At 61.2% G+C, this 19904-nt stretch carries 12 protein-coding genes; 9 read left to right on the top strand and 3 right to left on the bottom strand.

The genetic code is table 11. The features are described from left to right. Positions 1–42: 42 nt before the first annotated feature. Complete coding sequence (locus DVJ77_RS16370; protein WP_114846600.1) at positions 43–1410, top strand: sensor histidine kinase; 1368 nt, start codon at positions 43–45, stop codon at positions 1408–1410. On the opposite strand, the gene DVJ77_RS16365 is transcribed toward DVJ77_RS16370, so the two are convergent. After that, positions 1405–2172: a response regulator transcription factor gene (locus DVJ77_RS16365; RefSeq protein WP_114846599.1), complete on the bottom strand. Its 768-nt coding sequence runs from the start codon at positions 2170–2172 to the stop codon at positions 1405–1407. The two genes, DVJ77_RS16370 and DVJ77_RS16365, sit on opposite strands and share 6 nt — an antisense overlap. 182 nt (positions 2173–2354) lie before the next feature. On the opposite strand from DVJ77_RS16365, the gene fabV reads away from it, so the two are divergent. From fabV to DVJ77_RS16340, 5 genes are all read left to right on the top strand, one after another. Further along, a complete protein-coding gene (gene fabV / locus DVJ77_RS16360; RefSeq protein ID WP_114846732.1) occupies positions 2355–3560 on the top strand; it encodes an enoyl-ACP reductase FabV in 1206 nt (401 codons plus the stop codon). A 193-nt stretch (positions 3561–3753) separates the two neighbouring features. Beyond that, positions 3754–6435, top strand: a complete 2682-nt coding sequence (locus DVJ77_RS16355; protein ID WP_114846598.1) for a M1 family metallopeptidase — start codon at positions 3754–3756, stop codon at positions 6433–6435. Between the two features lie 163 nt (positions 6436–6598). Beyond that, on the top strand, positions 6599–10783 hold the full coding sequence (locus DVJ77_RS16350) for a hypothetical protein (RefSeq protein ID WP_114846597.1): 4185 nt from the start codon (positions 6599–6601) through the stop codon (positions 10781–10783). Further along, on the top strand, positions 10776–11597 hold the full coding sequence (gene prmC / locus DVJ77_RS16345; protein WP_114846596.1) for a peptide chain release factor N(5)-glutamine methyltransferase: 822 nt from the start codon (positions 10776–10778) through the stop codon (positions 11595–11597). The genes DVJ77_RS16350 and prmC overlap by 8 nt, the downstream gene beginning before the upstream one ends. Before the next feature lie 420 nt (positions 11598–12017). Further along, positions 12018–14348, top strand: coding sequence for a glycosyl hydrolase family 18 protein (locus tag DVJ77_RS16340; protein WP_191983711.1), 2331 nt, complete (start codon positions 12018–12020; stop codon positions 14346–14348). A 50-nt stretch (positions 14349–14398) separates the two neighbouring features. Here DVJ77_RS16340 and dxs read toward each other — a convergent pair whose 3' ends face one another. Next, positions 14399–16288: a 1-deoxy-D-xylulose-5-phosphate synthase gene (gene dxs / locus DVJ77_RS16335; RefSeq protein WP_114846595.1), complete on the bottom strand. Its 1890-nt coding sequence runs from the start codon at positions 16286–16288 to the stop codon at positions 14399–14401. Between the two features lie 64 nt (positions 16289–16352). Beyond that, positions 16353–16973 carry an HNH endonuclease gene (locus DVJ77_RS16330; protein ID WP_114846594.1) on the bottom strand — a complete coding sequence of 207 codons (621 nt, stop codon included), beginning with the start codon at positions 16971–16973 and terminating at the stop codon, positions 16353–16355. 589 nt (positions 16974–17562) lie between these two features. On the opposite strand from DVJ77_RS16330, the gene DVJ77_RS16325 reads away from it, so the two are divergent. From DVJ77_RS16325 to DVJ77_RS16315, 3 genes are all read left to right on the top strand, one after another. Beyond that, positions 17563–18279, top strand: a complete 717-nt coding sequence (locus DVJ77_RS16325; protein ID WP_162791530.1) for a hypothetical protein — start codon at positions 17563–17565, stop codon at positions 18277–18279. A 293-nt stretch (positions 18280–18572) separates the two neighbouring features. Continuing rightward, positions 18573–19340, top strand: a complete 768-nt coding sequence (locus tag DVJ77_RS16320) for a SapC family protein (protein WP_114846592.1) — start codon at positions 18573–18575, stop codon at positions 19338–19340. A 114-nt stretch (positions 19341–19454) separates the two neighbouring features. Further along, positions 19455–19862, top strand: a complete 408-nt coding sequence (locus DVJ77_RS16315; RefSeq protein ID WP_114846591.1) for a hypothetical protein — start codon at positions 19455–19457, stop codon at positions 19860–19862. The last annotated feature ends 42 nt before the right edge of the window (positions 19863–19904 follow it).

Raw genomic sequence — 19904 nt, 5'->3', positions numbered from 1 at the left:
CATCGTTCGAGGTAGTCCTTAGTGAGAGAAAGGGTGTGGAGCATGGGGCGAGCTGTCGCCGCATGGCGGTCGATAACGTTATTGCACAATGCTTGTGATCGACGTTGTACGGCGGTGCTAGGTTCGCTGTTTGTGGTGATAGGTTTGCTATTGCCGGTATGGGTGCTTCATCGCGTCTATACGGAGGGGCTGCCGGTATCGGTCGGTGAGATGATCGATCTGGCCACCGATATCCAGGTGGCTTTGATTGCCTGGTGGGGTGTGGTGTTGATACGCCGTGGCGAACTCCAACTCTCGGTGGGTTTGTTTCTCGGTGCCTCGTTGATGTCGCTAGCGTCGACCCATGCCGTCTTTGGCTTGCGCGGACAGAAACTCGATGCCGCGTTGTGTGTGTTGTCGTTATTGCTCAGCGGATGGATGCAGCGGCGTCGTGCGCTATGGCTGGTGTTCGTCTGTCTGCAACTGATTTTCGTGATCGGTGCGCTGGTGGAGTTACAGCAACATCGGCTGTACGGGAGGTTGTACGCGCCGACATGGGTCGCACTGTCGGTGCTGTCGACGAGCTATTTGTTGATCGCGCTAATCGTTGACCGATCCGCTGAAACTTTGCGTGAGACGCTCGCCGAATCGCAGGCGAAGAGCCGGGATCTAGAGCGGGCGAGCCAGCGCTTGCATGAGGAGATGGAGCGTCGGTCAAGCGTGCAGCAGCGCTTGGTTCACGTACAGAAACTGGAGGCAGTAGGGCGCGTCGCGGGAGGCGTTGCGCATGATTTCGACAATGTGCTGAGCATCGTGCTCGGCTATGCGCAGCGACGCGATCGCCTTGCCGAAGCCGGTGCCGCGGCATTGGTCGGCGCACTTGAAGGTGTCGAGGGGGCGGCCAGGCGCGGCATTATGGTCAGCCGTCGTCTGCTCAGCTTTAGTCGTTACGAAGACACTTATGCCGAGCACTTCGATGCTGCCGTGGCTGTGCGCGAACTATTGGCGATGCTGCGTCAACTATTCGATGCCGATGTGCGAGTGGACTTCGCCGCCGAAGATATACCGATGCCGGTTTGTTTTGACCGAAGCCAGTTCGAACTGGTGCTGTTCAATATCGCCGCCAATGCGCGAGACGCCATGCCCCACGGTGGCCGCTTCGACATCAGGCTGGTCTATCTGCGCGACTGCAGAAAGATCGAATTGTCTCTTGGCGATACTGGGTGCGGCATGTCCGATGACGTGCGCAAGCGCGTGTTCGAGCCGTTTTACACGACCAAGCCGGCTGGCCAGGGTAGCGGCCTGGGCCTGGCTATGGTGCGCGATCTATTGCTTGCCGGGCAGGCTTCGATCGATGTCCACAGCACGCTCGGGCAGGGCGCACGGTTTCGCATTCTGCTGCCGGTGAGTGAGTGTGCCAACGATTTATAGGTTGGTTTTCCCGGAGTGCCGCCTTCCCGTGACGAACAAATATCCGGTGCCGCGCACGGTGAGCAAGGGTGGGGCTTCGTCGGTGTTTTTGCAGATTTTGCGGCGTAGACGGTGGATCATCATCTCGAGCCGGTGCGGATCGAAATGGTAGATGTCCTCCTGGGTCAGGCTCGCAATCAATGCCTCGCGGCTTACCGGCGAGCCCTGCGCGGCGATGAGTTGAGTCAGCAAAATCCGTTCGGGCATGGTCAAGGCCACCACGTTGCCCTTGGGCGAGACCAGGCACCAGCCGTCGGTATCCAGTTGCCAGTGGTGCGTCGTAACCACGGTTTTCGGCGGGCCATGGTCAGCGTTGACGATACGACGGGCGACACTATGCAAGGTGGCTGCCAGCACTTCCAGGTCGGTGGGCTTGGATAGATAAGCGTCCGCGCCATGACTGAGCGCGAAGATGCAATTCATGCGGCTGCGATTGCCGGTGAGCATCACGATGCCGAGATTGGACAGTTCGCGCAGATGCTTCATCACGCTGAGGCCGTCTTCGCCGGGCAGCCCGATATCGAGCACGACCAGATCGAACGACTGCCGCAACATGTGTCGATATAGCTCGGCCGCCGTGGCGGCGCCGGTGCTATCGAAACCGAAATCGCGCAGCCCCGGCACCAGGATGGCATCGCGTAATTGCGAGTCATCCTCCAGCACGGCCACGCGAGGGGCGATGGATGGCTCAGCGGCTATGGAGTGGGGAATCCTTTCCTGCATATCGTTTTTTCCTGTTGAACCCAACAAGAGCCTCAATCATAGCAGGGCCGCATAGCAGGGCCGGAGGGGCCGAATCGGGCGGCCCGCGCTGGCTGCTTTGGGCTTTACCGCATCTATGCGGCAGCGCATGGTCCCCGCGTCGATCTAGAATGTCGGGTCTTGTCGCATCGGAGAAGTTTTTCGTGATTATCAATCCCAAGGTTCGTGGCTTTATCTGCATCACGGCGCATCCGGTCGGTTGCGAGAAAAACGTGCTCGATCAAATCGACATCACCAAGGCCGGCGGCGTGTCGGCCGCAGGTCCCAAGCGTGTACTGGTGATCGGCGCCTCCACCGGCTATGGGCTGGCATCGCGGATTACCGCGGCTTTTGGCTACGGCGCGGCCACATTGGGGGTGTTTTTCGAGAAGCCCTCCAGCGAGACCAAGACCGGCACGGCCGGCTGGTACAACTCTGCCGCATTCGACAAGCTGGCCAAGCAGGCCGGGCTGTACAGCAAATCGATCAATGGCGACGCGTTCTCGCATGAGACCCGTGCCCGCGCGATCGAGCTGATCCAGCAAGAGATGGGCGGCCCGATCGATCTGGTGGTCTATTCGCTGGCATCGCCCGTGCGCAAATTGCCCGATACCGGCGAAGTCGTCCGCTCGGCGCTGAAGACGATCGGCGAGACATTCACCGCGTCCTCGGTCGATACCAATCGCGACACGGTCGTGCAGGTATCGGTGGAGCCGGCGACCGAGCAGGAAATCAAGGACACCGTCACCGTCATGGGCGGCGAGGACTGGGCCTTGTGGATCGACGCGCTGAGCAAGGCAGGTGTCTTGGCCGAACACGCCAAGACCGTGGCCTATAGCTATGTGGGTACCGAGATCACCTGGCCTATTTACTGGCACGGCACGCTGGGCCAGGCCAAGCAGCACCTGGACAATACCGCGCAGGAGCTACGTACTCGCTACGCCGCGCAGGGGCTGCAGGCCTATGTAGGCGTGATGAAGTCGGTGGTGACCCAGGCCAGTGCGGCGATTCCGGTGATTCCGCTGTATGTGTCCATGGTGTTCCACATCATGAAAGAGAAGGGCATTCACGAGGGCACTATCGAGCAGATCAACCGCTTGTTTCATGATGCCCTGTACCGCCAGGACGGCCAGGCGCCGCAGACCGACAGCGAAGGCCGCCTGCGCCTGGACGACTGGGAGCTGCGCGACGATGTGCAGCAGGCCTGCAAGGCGCTATGGCCCATCGTGAATACCGAAAACCTGTCGCAACTGACCGATTACGCCGGTTACCGGCACGACTTCCTGCGCTTGTTCGGGTTCGCCCGCCAGGATGTGAACTACGACGCGGACGTCAATCCCGACGTGCATTTCGACGTCGTCGAACCCTGAGCGGCGGCGAACGAGACACCGTCCGATCCATCGATCTCGATCCAAGCCCGGCGCCGTGAGGCGCCGGGCTTTTTTATGTCGGTTTGATCGTCTTGAGCGTGCATCCGTGCCCTGGGTCATGCCTTCTGGCACTGTGCCGAAGGTCATTGCCAGCCCTAGTTTGGGTGTTTGTCCGTACCGTTGGGGAACTTCCATGCATCGCTTCGTTCGTCCTCTTGTGCTCACCGCACTCGCCGCCTGCTGTGGCGCGGCCTTCGCCGCCGCTCCGTCCGACCAGCCGCAAGGCAAGTTGCCGCGCTGGGCGATGCCCGAGTCCTACCAGTTGGATTTCAAGGTCGATCCGAAGCAAAAGGATTTCACCGGTACCACCACGATCAAGCTGAAACTGGCTCAGGCTTCCGACCATATCTGGCTGCATGGCCGTGAGCTGAAAGTCTCCAAAGTGACCATTACCGATGCCGCCGGCAAGGCGCATGCAGGCAAATATGTCGAGGTGGCGCCGAAGGAAGGCGTAGTGCGCATCGACCTCGGCGGCAAGCTGGTGCCGCAGCAGCTAACGGTCGCGATCGATTACAGCGCGCCGCTCAACCAGCAACTGCAGGGCCTCTATGGCGTCAGCCACGAAGGGCAGCCGTATGCGATGACGCAGATGGAGCCGATCAGCGCGCGTTTTGCCTTCCCCGGTTTCGATGAGCCTTCGTTCAAGACGCCGTTCGACCTGCGCCTGACCATTCCCAGCGACGATGTCGGCATCGCCAATACCAAGCAGGTGAAAGAAGATCCGGCCGACCAAGGCTGGAAGACCCTGACCTTCGCGCGCACCCAGCCATTGCCGACCTATCTGGTCGCCTTCGGCGTCGGCCCGTGGGACGTGGTGAAGGGGCCGAGCATTTCGCCGACCGAATTCCGCACCCAGGCCACCGATTTGCGTGGTATCGCGGCCAAGGGCGAAGGCCATCGGATGGAGCATGTGTTGAGCGAAACGCCGACCATCATCCATACGCTGGAGAACTACTACGGCTTCGGCTATCCATTCGACAAACTCGATCTGCTCGCGGCCCCGGATTTCTCCGCCGGTGCGATGGAAAACGCCGGTCTGGTGACTTTCCGCGACTGGTTGCTGCTGTTGGATAAAGATTCCGCTGCGAACTACGTGCGCGGCTCGTTCAACGTCAACGCGCACGAGCTGGCGCACCAGTGGACCGGCGACACGGTGACTATGGGCTGGTGGGACGACCTGTGGCTCAACGAAGCATTCGCCACCTGGATGCAGCAGAAGGTTACCGAGAAAGTGCATCCCGAATACCGCGCCGATCTCGACCGCGTACGCGGTGCCCAGGGGGCGATGAATAACGACAGCCTGGTCAGCGCGCGCAAAATCCGCCAGGAGATCACCGGTAACGGCGATATCGAGACCGCGTTCGACGGCATCACCTATCAAAAGGGTGCCAGCGTATTGGGGATGTTCGAGGGTTATGTGGGTGAGGCCACCTTCCAGAAAGGTATGCGCGCTTATATCCACGACCACCAGTTCGGCAACGCCACCGCCAACGACCTGGTCGCCTCGATCGCCAAGGCGGCCGGTAAGGGCGAGGATTTCCAGCGCGCGTTCAAGAGCTTCCTCAATCAGTCCGGTGTGCCTTATGTGCAGACCAAGCTGAGCCAGGAAGGCGGCAAGACCGTGCTGCATCTGAGTCAGAGCCGTTATTTGCCGACCGGCAGCAGCGGTGACGACAAACGGGTGTGGGGCGTGCCGGTCTGCGTTCGCTACGGCACCGCCGACGGCAACAAGATCAGTTGTGAACTGCTCGACAAGGCGCAGGGCTCGATGGTGCTCGAAGGCGCCAGCAAGCCGACCTGGGTCATGCCCAATGCGAATGCCAGCGGCTATTACCGTTTCAGTGTGAATCGCGCCGACCTCGACGGTCTCGGCAAACAAGCCGGCAAGCTCAGCGATGCCGAGCAGTTGGCTTATGCCGATGGGGTAAGCGCGGGGTTCAATCACGGTGAGTTGAATGCGGCCGAAGCACTCGCCGCGTTGAAGCCGTTAGCCGCGTCCAAGACCCGTGAAGTGGCGACCGCGCCGTTCCATCAGGTGGATTGGATCTATCACAACCTGGCCACGACCGATGCCCAGCGCGCCCGTATCGAGCAGTGGGTGAAAGACGCCTATCTGCCGCAGCTTCAGCAGCTTGGCTACCACCGCAAAGCGGGCGAGGCCGATGGTGATTCGCTGATGCGCAATGCCTTGGCTGAAAGCCTGGCGTTGGACTACAAACTGCCTGAAGCGCGCGCTGAACTGCTCAAGCAGGGCGATGCCGCGCTCAAGCCGAAGGCGGATGGCCGGCTGGATCTGGCGGCGGCCGATTCCGATCTGCTCGGTGCCGCGCTCGGCGTGGCTGTGCAAGAGCACGGTAAACCGGCGGTGGATGCGTTGATTGCCGAATTGCCCAAGACCAGCGATCCGGCGCAGCGCAATGCCATGCTTGCCGGTCTTTCCGCGGTGAAAGAAGGCGCCGATGCGGGTCGTGTGCGCGACTACGCCTTGAGCAAAGAGGTGAAGGTCGGCGAAATGGCTGCGCTGTTGCGTGGCGGTCGCGATACTCAGGCCGGGCGCGATGCGATGTGGCAGTGGTCGGTAGCCAACTACGACAAGATCGTCGCGCGTACCGGCAGCTTCGCCGGCGGTCGCCTGCCCAGCATGATGGGTGGTGGTGGTTGTTCCACGGCCGATGCCGATCGTCTGCAGGCCTTCTTCAAGCCACGTTTGAAAGACGTTACGGGTGCTGAGCGCGGTCTTGCGCAGACCAGCGAAGCAACCTTGCTATGCGCCGCACTCAAGGCCAAGCAGGATCCGGCGGCGATTCTTCGCTAAAGGCACCGATTAATTGGGGCGAGAAGCCACGCCGGACGGTGCAAGCCGTCCGGCGTTTTTTATGGGTGTTTGGGCGGATTGCTGCGCCGCGTCATGGGTGGCGCTTTGTCGGTCCACTTCCATCTACACTGCGGTGTCCCCTTCGGGGCATAGGGAGAAACGCATGCATCACCGTTGGGCTTGGTTACTGGGTCTGCTGTTGGTCGCCGCGCCGTTGTCGGCACAGGATATTCCGCCGAATTTGCGCGACTGGCAGGGTTGGGTGCTGCACGACGAACCGCAACACGCATGCCCTTTTCTCGCTAACCAATCCCCAGGTGCCGGCAGTTATCAGTGTGCATGGCCGGGCCGTTTAACGCTGGATGCGGGCAAGGACGGTGGTCGTTTCAGCCTCGACGTGCATGTGGATGCCGCCAGTTGGGTGGCCTTGCCCGGCGATGAGTACAGTTGGCCGCAACAGGTCAGCGTCAATAACAAACCCCTGCCGGTACTGAACCGTAACGACGAGCCGATGCTGTGGCTTGAGCCGGGGGACTACACCCTGCATGGCAGTCTGCCGTGGGACGAGCGGCCAGCGCAGTTGCGTGTACCGACGACTATTGGCCTGGTCGCGTTGAATTTGGATGGCGCTGTCGTCAGCCGCATCGAGCGTAATGACGATCAACTCGCCCTGGGCGAGGCGGCGGCTGCGCAACGCGTTGCCGATGCGTTATCGCTGCGGGTGTATCGCAACTTGAAGGATGGATTGCCGGCGCTGCTGGAAACCCAGCTACAGCTCAATGTCACTGGCAGTGCGCGCGAACAGTTATTGGGGCCGGCATTGCCGAAAGGTTTTATCGCCACTTCGCTACAAGGTGATTTGCCGGCGCGGCTGGAAAGCGACGGTCGCTTGCGCGTGCAGTTGCGGCCGGGACAGTGGACCGTGCACTTGAGCGCCCGCAGTACCGAGCTGCTAAGCAAGATATCGCTGTCGTTGCCCGCCGAGCCATGGCCACGCCAGGAGATCTGGAGCTACGTCGATAATGCCGCCCTGCGCAGTACGCATGTGCAAGGCCAGGCGACCGATGCTGCCCAGGCGGGAGTGCCGGAGGATTGGCGCGAGTCGCCGGCTTTTGCGCTGGACGATAGCTCGGGCCTCAGCATCGAGCAGGGCGCGCGTGGCGGCGAAGGCGGTCAAAGCGATCAGGTGAGGTTGCAGCGACAACTCTGGTTGGATTTCGATGGCCGTGGCTTCAGTGTCGCCGACCATCTCAGCGGCACGCTGCGCCATCGCCAGCGGCTGGATGTCGCTGCGCCATGGCAATTGCAGCGCGCCGCACAAGCGGATACGCCACTACTGGTTACCGTGGGTAGTGCAGGCCAAAGCGGCGTCGAGTTACGCGAGCCGCAACTGGATCTCAATGCGGGCATGCGTCTGCCCGAGCGCGGCGGGGCGATTCCCAGCGCTGGCTGGCAGCTACCGTTGGAAAGCATCAATGCGACCTTGCATCTGCCTTTTGGTTATCGGTTGATCGGCGCCAGCGGTGCCGATCGCTCGCCGGATTCGTGGATCGCGCAATGGAGTCTGCTCGATCTTTTCATCGTCGCCCTGATCGCGTTGCTGGCCGGACGCCTGCTTGGCTGGCCATGGGCATTGCTGGCAGTGGGTTTTCTGGCGCTATCCCAGCATGAGTCCGGCGCGCCGCGCTGGACACTCGGGGTAGCCCTGGCCTTGGCTCTGCTGCTGCGTGCCTTGCCAGAAGGCCGCTTGCGCTTGACCGCGCGCATCGGTGCGGCGGCCATGTTGGCGCTGACCGTGCTGTGGACGCTGCCGTTTGCCGCGGCGCAAATGAACTATGCGCTGCATCCGCAGTTGGAAGGTGCGGTCACGCATGGCTCACTGGAGGTCGGGTTGATCGGTGGGCTGAAAGCCAAGCAAGAGGTTGTTCCCGTTGCGGATGCGGTGGAGGAGGCCAATGCGCCAGAGCCGCGAGCCATGCCGACACCACCACCGCCGCCGCCGGCACCATCAGCGCCACCGGCACAAGCGATGGCAGCGGCACCTGCGGGTGGTTATTACGCCAACAGTTCGAAAATGCAGTCATTTGCGTTAGTTGGCGAGCGCCGTCAGGCAAGTGCGCTGTCATCCGTGGTGGTCACCGGTTCGCGAATCTCTTCGGCGCAATCGGTCTCCCAGCAAACGGACATCCATAGCGTGATCCAGGCCGGCGGCGGTATGCCTACCTGGAATACCGGCAACAACTATCGGCTCGGCTGGTCCGGCCCGGTGACGGCCGAGCAAAGCTCGCGCTTGGTGATTGCCCCGGCGTGGCTGGTGCGTCTGTTGCGTGTATTGATGCTGGGGTTGTTGATCGTGCTGCTTGGCAAGATCGTGTTGGGCTTGCTGCGGCCATCCCATCCCCGTTCGCCTGGTTGGCGTATCGGCAGTGCCAGTGCGGTACTCCTGGCGCTGGCCTTGCTGCCACACGGCGCACAAGCGCAGAGCATGCCCAGCGATAGCCTGCTCAATCAGTTGCGTACGCGACTGACCGAAGCTCCCAAGTGCGCGCCCACCTGCGCCGCCGTGGCACAGGCCAATGTGCAGGCCAGTGGCGATACGGTCGGTTTGGAGCTGGAGGCACATATCGGCGCACCGGTGGCCTTGGCGCTGCCGCAGGTCGATGAAGGGCTGCGCTTGCTCAGCGTCAGCGTGGATGGTCGTGCCGATGCGCCGCTGACACGCCTGGACGAGCAAGTGCTGGTGCGGCTGGATCGGGGCGTGCATCGCGTCGCCTTGCGCTACCAGGCCGGGGCGGTGGATACCGCCAGCCTGCATTTTGCGCAGCGGCCGCAGCGCATCACGTTCAGCGGCCAGGGCTGGTCACTCGACGGCGTCGATGCCGGGCGCCCGTTGGGCGACAGCATTGCGCTCAATCGCGTGCGCGTGGCGGTGGGCAATAAAGCCGCCGATTCGCTGGTGCAAACCTTTCCGCCGTATATACGGCTGACTCGAAGCCTGGTGCTGGGTGTGGACTGGACAGTAGAGAACACCGTCGAGCGCATCGCCCCGCTCGACGGCGGTTTCAGCCTGGAGCTGCCCTTGCTGCCCGGCGAGCATCCGTTGGGCGACAACGTCCGCGTACAAGACGGCCATATCGGCGTCACCTTCAATGCGGGGCAGTCGGAAGTGAGCTGGAGCAGTCGGCTCGATCACACCGACCAAGGGCAGGCCAGCGCGCTGGTATTGAAAGCGCCTGCGCTCAGCGAGCATGCCGAAGTGTGGGAGCTGCACGTCGCGCCGATCTGGCATGTCGATGCACAAGGCGTACCCGCCAGCGACAGCGACGATGGCCTGCGCTTCCAGCCGCTGCCAGGCGAAAGTCTGAAGCTTGCGATCAGTCGGCCCAAGGCGGCGGCGGGCGCCAGCCTTGCCTTCGATAGCGTGCTGGTCGATAGCACGGTGGGTGATCGTGCCACCGAAACCCGTTTGCGATTGAATGTTCGCAGCACCCGTGGCGGCGAGCATCCGATCACGTTGCCGGCCGGAGCCGAATTGCTGCAAGCCAGCCGTGACGGCGACACGATCAGCCTCGCCGTGCGCGACGGCAAACTCAGCCTGCCTCTGTTGCCTGGCCTGCATCGCTACGAGTTACGCGTGCGCGAACCACAGGGCGTCGCTATACGCACCTATACCTCGCAGTTCGCATTGAACGCCACGGCGGCGAATATCGACTTGAGCCTGAAGCTGCCGACCGATCGCTGGGTCTTGTGGACCTGGGGACCGACCGCTGGACCGGCCGTGTTGTATTGGTCGCAACTGATCGTGTTGCTGCTGGCCGCCTGGTTGCTTGCGCGTTATGCGCCGACCCCGCTACGTTTTCATCATTGGCTGCTGTTGGGGCTGGGCTTTTCCGCTTTTGCCTGGACGGCTTACGCGCTGGTCGTGGTGTGGTTGATTTTGCTCGGCTTGCGTGCGCGGGGTACACCACCGGCGCGGTTGGGCCGGGTCGGTTTCAACCTGCTGCAAATCGGCCTGGCGGCGATGACCTTGCTGGCTTTGGCGGTGCTGATTTCCGCGGTGCCCGAGGGCTTGCTCGGCTTGCCCAATATGCATGTGGCCGGCAATCGTTCCAGTGCCTGGGATCTGAACTGGTTTGCCGACCAGATCGCTACGGCGCTGCCGCGCGGAGGTGTCTTCAGTGTGTCGCTGTGGGCTTACAAGATCGCCATGCTGGCTTGGGCGTTGTGGCTGGCGAATGCGCTGATCGGTTGGCTGCGTTGGGGTTTTGAAGCCTGGACACGCGATGGTTATTGGCGTCGCCGTGAGCCAAAAGTAGTGCTGCCTGCTGAGGAGACATCGCATGACTGAGCTGCACCAGGCCCTTGCTGCGGCCAGTAAGCGGCTCGATGAGCGGGTCGATGCCGAAGTGCTGCTGGCCCATGTCGTAGGCAAGCCGCGTAGCTGGTTGATCGCACACGCCAACGATGTACTCGAACCACGGATGGATGAAGCCTATGCGGCGTTGGTCGAGCGCCGCGCCGCCGGCGAGCCGGTGGCCTACATCACCGGCCGCCGCGGTTTCTGGACGCTGGAGCTGGAGGTCACGCCAGCCACGTTGATTCCACGCCCGGAAACCGAATTGCTGGTGGAGTTGGCGTTGAAGCGACTGCCTGAGGATCAACCCCTGCGTGTGGTCGACCTGGGTACTGGCAGCGGTGCGATTGCCTTGGCCATTGCGCATGAGCGTCCCCGTATGCAGGTGACCGCTACCGATGCCAGCGGCGAGGCGTTGGCGGTGGCGCAACGCAATGCCGAGCGATTCGATATCGCCAATATCAGGTTCAAGCAAGGCGACTGGCTGACACCGTTGTCGGGCCAGCGTTTTGCGCTGATCGTTTCCAATCCGCCTTATATCGAAGCCGGCGATCCGCATCTGGGCCAGGGCGATTTACGCTTCGAGCCGGTGACCGCGCTCGCATCCGGCCACGACGGCCTGGATGCCATCCGGCATATCGTCGAGGCAGCTCGCGAGCATCTCAATCCCGATGGCTGGCTCTTGCTGGAGCATGGCTGGAATCAAGGCCCCGCGGTGCGCGAGCTGTTGAACGCACAAGGCTACCGCGATGTTTTCACCGCGCTGGACCTTGAAGGTCGCGATCGCGTCAGCGGCGGTCGTTTATAAGCACGCAGCCTTCCTCCTCGGAGGAGGGTTTGGCATGCCTTTAACCATGCGCCAAAGTGAAGGGCGCGTGATAGCGCATCGCTTCCATCGATCCAAATGTGCGGCAAAACGCAAACTGCCGAGTCTCGGATTGACAACGTTGTCATGAGGCGAGCATGGTGCCGCTACTGACGCGTCTGAAGCCTGCGGATTAAACGGCTATCGGGGTGCCAGTACTGGCGGGAGCTGGTGAGGGCGTCATCGTTGGGCTGGCGATCGATGGGTGTACCCGGTTGGGGCCGGGGGTCGAAAACCAGTGGGGATGTTTCCATAAGACAGACCTATGTCCGCACTCAGTCATCTGAGGCGGGTGAGGCTGCCGCATCTCCAGTGAAGCGCTATCCGGCTATTCGAACTTCACTCGATCACTGGAGTTAAGTCATGCGCATCCTGTTGAGACTGTTATTGATGTTGGCACTCGTGCCGATGACCTTATGGAGTAATCCGGCCCAGGCGCAAAGCGCGAACTGTGCCGGTGTGGCCGCCTGGAGCGCTACCGCGATTTACAGCGCGGGCGATCACATGGTCTACAAAAACCATTTGTACCAAGCGCTCACCTCGATCTGGAATACACCACCCGATTACTGTCCTAGCTGTGGCTGGTATCAGGACCAGGGCGGTTGCAGCACCGGCCCCAATCAGCCGCCGACAGCCAGCATTACCGCACCGGCTAACGGCGCCACCTTCACCGCCGGGGCCAATATTGTTATCAGCGCGGCAGCGCAAGACAGCGACGGCACGGTTACCAAGGTTGAGTTTTTCAACGGTACAGCCTCGCTCGGTGTCGCTACAGCCTCGCCCTATACGGTGACCTGGAGCAATGTGCAGGCTGGCAACTACACGCTGAAAGCCGTGGCGACCGACAATGGCGGCCTCACCGGAGCTTCGGCAAATGTGAATATCACGGTGTCCACTTCCGGCGACACCACGCCGCCCAGCGTGCCGCAGGGTTTGGCTTCCACCGCGCAGACATCGAGCAGTATTTCGTTGTCGTGGACGGCTTCGACCGACAACCCCGGTGGCAGCGGTGTGGCCGGCTACGACATCTATCGTGGCGGCAACCTGGTCGGTTCGAGTACCGCCACCAGCTACACCGATAGCGGCCTCAGCTCCAACACCAGCTATAGCTATACCGTGCGTGCACGCGACGTGGCGGGCAATGCTTCGGCGCAGAGCACGGCGATCACCGCCAAGACCAGCGCGGACACCACGCCGCCCAGTGTGCCGCAAGGCCTGGTTTCCACCGCGCAGACATCGAGCACGATCTCGCTATCGTGGGCGGCCTCGACGGATAACGCGGGTGGCAGCGGCGTGGCCGGTTACGACATCTATCGCGGCGGCAGCCTGGTCGGTTCGAGCACCACCACCAGCTACACCGATACCGGCTTGAGTGCCAACACCAGCTATAGCTACACGGTGCGTGCGCGCGACAATGCCGGCAATGCATCCGCACAGAGTTCGGCGATTACGGCCAAGACCTCCACCGGCGGTACTTCATCGGCGCGGGTGCTGGGTTACTTCACGCAGTGGGGCATCTATGCCCGCAACTATCAGGTGAAGAACATCGAGACCAGTGGTTCGGCCGCGGTGCTTACGCATATCAACTATGCCTTCGGCAACGTGCGCAACAACGTTTGCGAAGTAGGCGTGACTCAGCCTGCCGATCCCAACACCGGTGCAGGTGGCGACGCTTACGCCGACTACACCAAGTCCTACGGCTCGGCCGACAGCGTGGACGGTACGGCCGATGTATGGAATCAGCCGTTGCGCGGCAACTGGAACCAGCTCAAGCAACTTAAAGCCAAGCATCCGGGGCTGAAGGTATTGATCTCGCTCGGCGGTTGGACCTGGTCGCGCGGTTTCGCCAGCGCGGCGCAGCCGGCGAATCGCCAGGCCTTTGTGGCCTCTTGTATCGATGCCTATATCAAGGGCAATCTGCCGGCGACCGACAGTGCAGGCGGCGCGGGTGCCGCGGCAGGCGTGTTCGACGGTATCGACATCGATTGGGAATATCCGGCCGCTTGCGGCCTGAGCTGCGGCACCAGTGCCGATACGGCGAATTTCACCGCCTTGCTGGCCGAGTTCCGTCGTCAGCTCGACGCGGTGCGTCCGGGCCTGCTGCTTACCATCGCCGCCGGTGCGGGTGTCGACAAGATCCGCGTGACGCAACCCTCGCAGTACCAGTCGTCGGTCGATTTCATCAATGTGATGACTTATGACTTCCATGGTGCCTGGGAAACGACAACCAACTTCCATTCCGCGCTGTACAAGCCACTGGGCGACCCGTCGACCGGCGATGCCGCCCAATACGACACTAACGATGCGATTCAGGCTTTCCTGGCGGCTGGCATGCCTGCCTCCAAGATCAATCTTGGTATCGGCTTTTACGGTCGCGGCTGGGCCAGTGTGCCCAACGCCAACAACGGCCTGTTCCAGCAAAGCAGCACGGCTGCACCCGGTACTTACGAGGCCGGCATCGAAGACTACAAAGTGCTGATGAATCTGGGTTATCCGGCCTTTGACGACACCACTACCGGCGCGCACTGGATCTTCAACGGCAGCACCTTCTGGAGCTTCGACGACCCGGCCAATATCCAGCGCAAGATGACTTATCTCAAGTCACAGTCGCTGGGTGGTGCATTCTCGTGGGAGTTCAGCGGCGACGATGCGAATGGCACGCTGATTAAGGCGATGGCCAACGGTTTGAAGTAGTAAGTCAGTGATGGACAAGGCACCCCCGCAACGGGGGTGCCTTTCAGGCTTTAGCCGGCGTGAGCAATCGCTGTGGTCAATTGCGGGAAACGTGCCTGAATCGCCGTGCGGATGCTCGGCAGATCGAGGCCGGCCATGGTGAGGACCTCCTCGCGGCTGCCATGTTCCAGATAGACGTCTGGAAGGCCAAGGTGAAGTATCGGCTTGACCACGCCGTGGGCCGCCAGGCATTCGGCTACGCCGCTGCCGGCGCCGCCGGCGATGGCATTGTCTTCCAGGGTGACGAAGGCGTCGTGGGTTTTCGCCAGCTCCAATAGCATGGCCTCGTCCAGTGGTTTGACGAAGCGCATATTGACCAGGGTCGCATCGATTTCGGCGGCGATCACCGTGGCTGGCGCCAGCATCGAGCCAAACGAAAGTATCGCCAGGCCACGGCCGCGACGGCGCAGTTCGGCCTTGCCGATCGGCAACGTGCCGAGGTCCTTGCTGATCGGTGTGCCTGGGCCGGTGCCGCGCGGGTAACGCACGGCTGCGGGGCCGTGATACTGAAAGCCAGTGCTAAGCATCATGCGGCATTCGTTTTCATCGGCCGGCGCCATAATCAGCATGTTCGGCAGGCAGCGCATGAACGAGAGATCGAAACTGCCCGAGTGGGTGGCGCCGTCCGGGCCGACCACGCCGGCGCGATCGATCGCGAAAGTAACGTCCAGATTCTGCAGCGCCACGTCGTGAATCGCCTGGTCGTAGGCGCGTTGCAAAAAGGTGGAATAGATCGCCACCACCGGTTTGGCGCCCTCGCAGGCCATGCCGGCGGCCAGGGTCACCGCGTGTTGCTCGGCAATCGCCACATCGAAATAGCGTTGCGGATATTCCTTGGAAAAACGTACCAGGCCGGAGCCTTCGCGCATCGCCGGGGTGATGCCCAGCAGGCGCGGGTCGGCGGCGGCCATGTCGCACAGCCAGTCGCCGAAGATGTCGGTATAGCTGGGTTTGGCCGGCGCGGCCTTTTTTGTCAGCCCCGCTTGCGGATCGAACGGGCCGACCGCGTGGTACTCGATCTGCGCCTGTTCGGCCAAGGCATAGCCCTTGCCCTTGGTGGTAATGACATGCAGCAACTGCGGGCCGGGCAGTTCTTTGACCATGCGCAACGCCGCCAGCAACTGCGGCAGGTTGTGTCCGTCGATCGGGCCGGTGTAGTGAAAGCCGAGTTCTTCAAATAGCGTGCTGGGTACGAACATGCCCTTGGCGTGTTCTTCCCAACGCTTGAAGAAACGACCGAAGAACGACTTCTTGGGAATCGCCCGCTTGGCTCGCTCGCGCCACACATTCAGTGTGCGGCTGGCCATGGCGCGGGCCATCATCTTGGTCAATGCGCCGACGTTCTCACTGATCGACATACCGTTGTCGTTGAACACCACCAGCATGTTCGGCTCGACATCGCCGCCGTGGTTGAGCGCCTCGAACGCCATGCCGGCGGTCATCGCGCCATCGCCGATTACCGCCACGACCTTGCGTGGATCGTTCTTGCGCTGCGCCGCAATGGCCATGCCCAACGCCGCCGAGATCGAGGTCGAGGAGTGGCCGACACCGAAGGTGTCGTACTCGCTTTCCTCGCGTCGCGGGAAGGGGGCCAGGCCGTCCTTCTTCTTGATCGTGGTGATGCGCTCGCGACGACCGGTAAGAATCTTGTGCGGATAGCACTGGTGGCCGACATCCCATACCAGCCGATCAGTCGGCGTATCGAAGACGTGATGCAGCGCCACCGTCAGCTCCACCACGCCCAGGCCAGCCCCAAAATGGCCGCCGGAGCTGGCTACGGCCTCGATCAGGTACTGGCGCAGCTCATTGGCAACCGCGGGTAGCTGATCGTCGGGCATGCGGCGCAGGTCGGCCGGCGTGTCGATCTGCGCCAGGTGAGGGTAGTGTGAAAGGTCGTTCATCCGCATATTGTTGGCCCAGCGGCAGGGCGGAGCAAGGGCTAGTCTGAGCCAACCCTTGGGCAATTCACGTCAAAGACGGTACCAGGCGCATATGCGGTCGCCGATCGCGTGGCAAATGGTTGACCAGAAACTCCATCTGATCGGCCAGGATATTGCGGTTGGACAGAATCAAATGCTCCACCCAGCTCGGCCGGTAGGGCACCGCAAGCAAGGGCATGTTGGCCTGTTGAGGAGTGCGGTTGCTCTTGCGCAGATTGCAGGCGAGGCAGGCGCTGACCACGTTCTCCCACTCGTCCTGGCCGCGCTTGGAGATCGGCAAGACATGATCGCGAGTCAGCTCGCCCCGGCTGAAGCGTTCGCCGCAGTACAGGCATAGATAACGGTCGCGGGCGAACAGGGCGACATTGGTGAGGGCCGGAGCGGGGTCGATCGCGTGATCGCGGCAATGGCCGGTGCTGGCGACGATCGGATGCAGGTGCAGCAGGCTTTGCTCGCCGCTATGGCGGTTATGGCCGCCATGCACGGTGAGGCAGGGGTCACCCAGAGTCCAGGAGACCGCCTCGCGAACGTATAGACAAACGGCGTCTTGCCAGCTGATCCAGTCGAGGATGCGGCCGGTAGCGTCCAGCGATAGCACCCGGGTCGAGTGCAGATTGACGACCCGGCTAGGCACTTCCATCAGCATGTGTCGTCCTTCATTGAAAGCGAAAGAGCGTCTTGCGATGCAGCAGCGCAGCGATTTTGCCGAGCATAGCCCCATTTCATTGCAAAACGCATGCAATTCAGTACCTAGGCGACATGTTTTGCTCACCTTTGGGCCAGAACGGCCCTGTTCGATAGTGTTTTGCATCAGTTACTTAGGGGTTTCGCTGTGGCTGCAAGCTTCCGACAAGCAACTGTTGCCGTCCCCCACGGGTGACTTTGTTCAACTTAGGTGCCGCGAAGCTGGGTCAACGCAGCCGCCGCATTCAGTATGCGGTGAGTGGGTAATCGAATCCTATTTGGTGGATTAAGTTTTTTGTTGGCAAGGCCGCGCGGTATGACCACACAATGCTGAAGTAGGTATTAAGGAGGTTGGTTGGCGGCCGCCTACATTATTATTGGAAATCGTTCCTCACACCATTTTCACAAAATAGCTTGTCTTATTCGTGCACGAATGGGAGTGGGTGGCTGCTCTTTCGTGAAAATGTCTGCGGAAAAGGGGGCGGATTATGATGCGGAGTCAATGGAGCAGTTCACCGAACTTTGTAGCGTTGCTATGCACAGGGTTCCTCTTGTGTTCTGCCAGCTCATTGGCGCAGAGCAACAGTGGCACAACGTTGGAGGTCACTAACGCGACATCGCGCTCGTATCCGGTGATGATTACGCTTGGCATTAATCCGTCTCACCCCTTTGGCATCAACAGCATTAGTCAATTGCCATCGTCCTGGAAAATCAAGCCGCAACCGGCGCAGTCGACGACGCAAGGCGTCTTTATGCTGCCCGCCAATAGTTCTGTGTCGTTCAATTCCGGCTCGAAAAGCTTCAGTGGCAATATTGCCTTCGGAAAGACTTTTACCGCTCGCGGCTGCGGCGGCGCCAGTAATCCCTATCCCAATAGCACCAATCTGGCCGAATTTACGCTCAATATGCCTGGCGAGACCGTGGACATCAGCGGGGTCAACGGCACCAATGCGCTGATCGCTATCAAATTCAAAGGCCAGACGCAGCAGAATCAGTGGAACGATGGGGCGGGAGGAAATGCGAACGTTACCTATATAGCCAATGAATCAATCATGGGTTGGGCGCCAGTGCCGGGTGTGTATGGCTGGCAAGCCACGGGGTGCACTACGTCTTCTAACCCGCCGAACCCTATGCGCAATTGCCCCGCCCCCGTGAACGCCCCAAGCAAGCCGCAAGTGCAATCGATAGCCCAATGCAACATTCAGCGGTCGGGTAACGTTCCGACCGGCGGCACGGTGCAGATTATCTTCAGTGGCGCGGCTTCTTGAGGGGGCTCTACTGCTACCTGGATCGAATCAACGAGAACACTTAACACTGGAATAGGGCTGGTGACGGCCATTGCGGGCCAACCGGCTGTATTGGGTTGCCCCGGCTTGAGTTACCCCGGCGCTGCCAGGCGCATGCAAATGCTTGTTCACGTTGGCAGATAGCGGTTTTGAGGGGGTGGTCGCGGGTGTAAACAAGCGCTGATATAGTGCGGGTTCATCTGTAGACCCGACGCCGGGTTTGGGAGGGGAAGCTTAGGTGGCGACCCCGGCACGGCGGGGCAGAGGTAAGCAACGTGGCTGAAGTCCTTTTCTACGAGCGTCCAGTGCCGCTCAACCGTACCCAACACAAAGATCTGCGCCTGAAAGGCGTGCCGAGCCTGAAATTCGCCACCAACGTGCACTCGGTGCCGTTGACTGGGGTGGAGTTTCCGGCCGCCGCACGTGACTTGCCGATCTTGTTCGCCGGCCAGGGCGTCGAAGATGCCGGCCCGATGGCCTTGCTTGGCCTACGTCAGAACGAGAACCTGTTCGTCGACGCCAATGGCCAGTGGGAAGCCAACATCTATATCCCGGCCTTCGTTCGCCGCTATCCGTTCGTGTTGGCCGAGAAGCCGGCCGATCAGGTCGAAGGCGACGATTTCACCGTGTTTCTCGACGAGGCCTATGAGGGTTTCGGCAGCGAGGAGGGTGACCGCCTGTTCAAGGAAGACGGCACCGACACCGAGTTGCTGAGCAATGCCGTGAACTTCCTTGGCGAGTTCCAGCAGCATGTCGGCCGTACGCAGTGGTTCATGGAGCAGTTGCGCAAGCACGACCTGCTTGAGCCGCGCAACATCCAACTGCAGAAAGACGGCAAGTCGATCAACCTCAATGGCCTGTTTGTGGTCAACGAGGAAAAGCTGCGCCAGCTCGACGAGAAGACCACCCACGAATTCCTCAAGGAAGGCGTGTTCGGTTGGATCTACGCTCACTTGCTGTCGCTGGCCAATATCGATCGCATCGCTCAGCGCCTCGATGTGCGCGAGCAGGCTGAGGTCGCCGCCAAGGCAACCAAGAACTAAAAGCGTCAGGCATGGCGGTATCCCTCGGAGAGGGGGCCGCCATGTCGTTATACCTTTGGCTGCGTGCGGCCAACACATGGACGAAGGTACTTACTCAACAGCAAGGATGCTTACATGGCACATTTTGCGTACCTCTCTGACCGAGACATCCTCCTCGCGCTTGCCGAGGGCAAGAATCCGCTCACCGGCGAGTTGCTCCCGGAAGCCCCTCTTTTAAACGACACTCGGGTTATCCGCGCGCTGTTTCATGCCGCCGATGCGCTCGCACATTCGGTCAACGTCGGAAAAGGCGCCGATGTGCTCGCTTCGTCACATGGGCCTTGGGTCGAGCTGGCTGTAGAGCAGCATCATTGCGCACAGTTCGAGGTAACCAAGCCGGCCAGTGAGGTCTGGGATCGTGCCCAGGACCTTTTGCTGATGGAGGCTTTTGAAGCCGGCATCGCGCTCGACGAAGTAGCCAAATGGCTGGGGCGTACCAAAGAGGCTCTGACTTTGCGTTTGGACCAGCTCGGCAAGAGCTGAGCGCATGACATTTGGCTGAAGCATAGTTATAAGGCAGCACTA

The organism is Dyella tabacisoli (assembly GCF_003350925.1).
Lineage (GTDB): Bacteria > Pseudomonadota > Gammaproteobacteria > Xanthomonadales > Rhodanobacteraceae > Dyella_C > Dyella_C tabacisoli.
Note: the sequence above shows the minus strand (reverse complement) of the source record. Positions and strands in the feature narration are given on the sequence as shown.